The 1,416-nt window shown below is 67.6% G+C and carries 1 protein-coding gene; it reads right to left on the reverse strand.

Going from position 1 to position 1,416, the window contains the following annotated elements:
• Positions 1–842: discoidin domain-containing protein (locus AB0M95_RS41015; protein WP_363777209.1), on the reverse strand; the 842-nt coding region annotated here is incomplete at its 3' end.
• Between the last annotated feature and the right edge of the window lie 574 nt (positions 843–1,416).

A 1,416-nucleotide genomic window follows, 5' to 3' on the forward strand; every position in this document is an offset into this window, starting at 1 on the left:
GTGATGGGCTTGCCGAGGGCGAGGTTGGTGCCGCCGCCGCCTGAGCCGGTGCGGGTGACGGTGTTGCTGGGGTCGGACTCGTTGCCCGCCGCGTCCTTGGCCGTCACGTGGTACGACACCGTGGCGGTGTCGGGCTGGTCGTCGGTATAAGTCAGCACGTTGCCCGCCACGGTGCCGCGCAGGGCGCCGCCGGCGTAGATGTTGTATCCGGTGACGCCGGTGTTGTCGGTGGAGGCGTTCCAGGAGAGGCGGATCTGGCCGGAGGCGGGCTGGGTGTAGGCCAGGCCGCCCGGAGCCGTGGGCTTCTGGGTGTCGCCGCCGGTGCCGTCGGGGCCGTAGACCTCGAATTCGGAGATCTGTCCGGCGGGCCAGCCGGTGTTGGCGGTGATGTTCAGCCGGACGTAGCGGGCGGTGGTGGCGGTGAAGTTGATGGTGACGCTGTTGCCGGTGGCGGGGTTGAAGGTGTATCCGGCGGAGGCGACGGTCGTGGTGGTGGGGGGGTTGGCGGTGCCGGTCAGCACCGAGAGGGTCTGGGTGCGGGTCTGCCAGGCGGCGATGCCGGGGAGTTTGAGGATGACCTGGTTGACGCTGAGGGCGGAGCCGAGGTCGACCTGGATCCATTGGGGGAAGGCGTTGTTGACGCTTTCCCAGTAGGTGGCGGCGTTGCCGTCGGTGGCGTTGCCGGCTCCGTAGACGTCGGCGTGGCCGCTTTCGGTGGTGGGTTTGCCGGCGGCGAGGTTGGGGCCGGCCGCCGTGGCGGGCAGGCCCGGCCCGAACAGCACGAGCAGGCCGGACGCGAGCATGGCCGCGACCAGCCGTAGCACCGGGTGCTTTTTACTCATTACGGTCTCTATCTCTCGTCAGGGACGAAAAGGGGCGGCGGGTGGCCCGGCCGCGGGGGGTGCTGATCTCAACGCAGAGGACGGAAAGCGCCGGGAGAGAGGCCGCTCGGTGGCGGCGACCGTCCGCGCAATGCCGTAGCCGACATCACCTGGAGCCTCCATGGGGGGATGGGGGCGGGGCGGGTGCACGGACGCGGTGCGCTCCAGCCAGAAGTTGCGGAGAATAGAGAGAGAAATAACAGCTGTTTGCACGATTCTTGCAGGGCGTTGGCCAAAGGTTACATACGTGCTACGGTCGCGTCAACGGGTGGAAAAGTCACGTTTCGCCCAGCGTTCGCGTGTCCTGCGGGGAGTCGAGCGCCATCACCGAGAGGTGTCCCCGTAGAGGGCTGTCAGGAAAATCGGTCGGACCGGTCGCGGGGTGAGGGGCGTCCGGAATGGCCTCAGGGCGGGCCTACCCCACATTTTAGGTAGAAATATTCGAGGTCAGGTTGATCGGCTTGAGGAACTGGCCGTTGACGTAGATGTTCAGCGTCGAGTTGATGCCGCCGCCGCCCGGGGCGTCCGGGATCGA

It is taken from the genome of Sphaerisporangium sp. NPDC051017, assembly GCF_040683095.1.
Taxonomy (GTDB): Bacteria; Actinomycetota; Actinomycetes; order Streptosporangiales; family Streptosporangiaceae; genus Sphaerisporangium.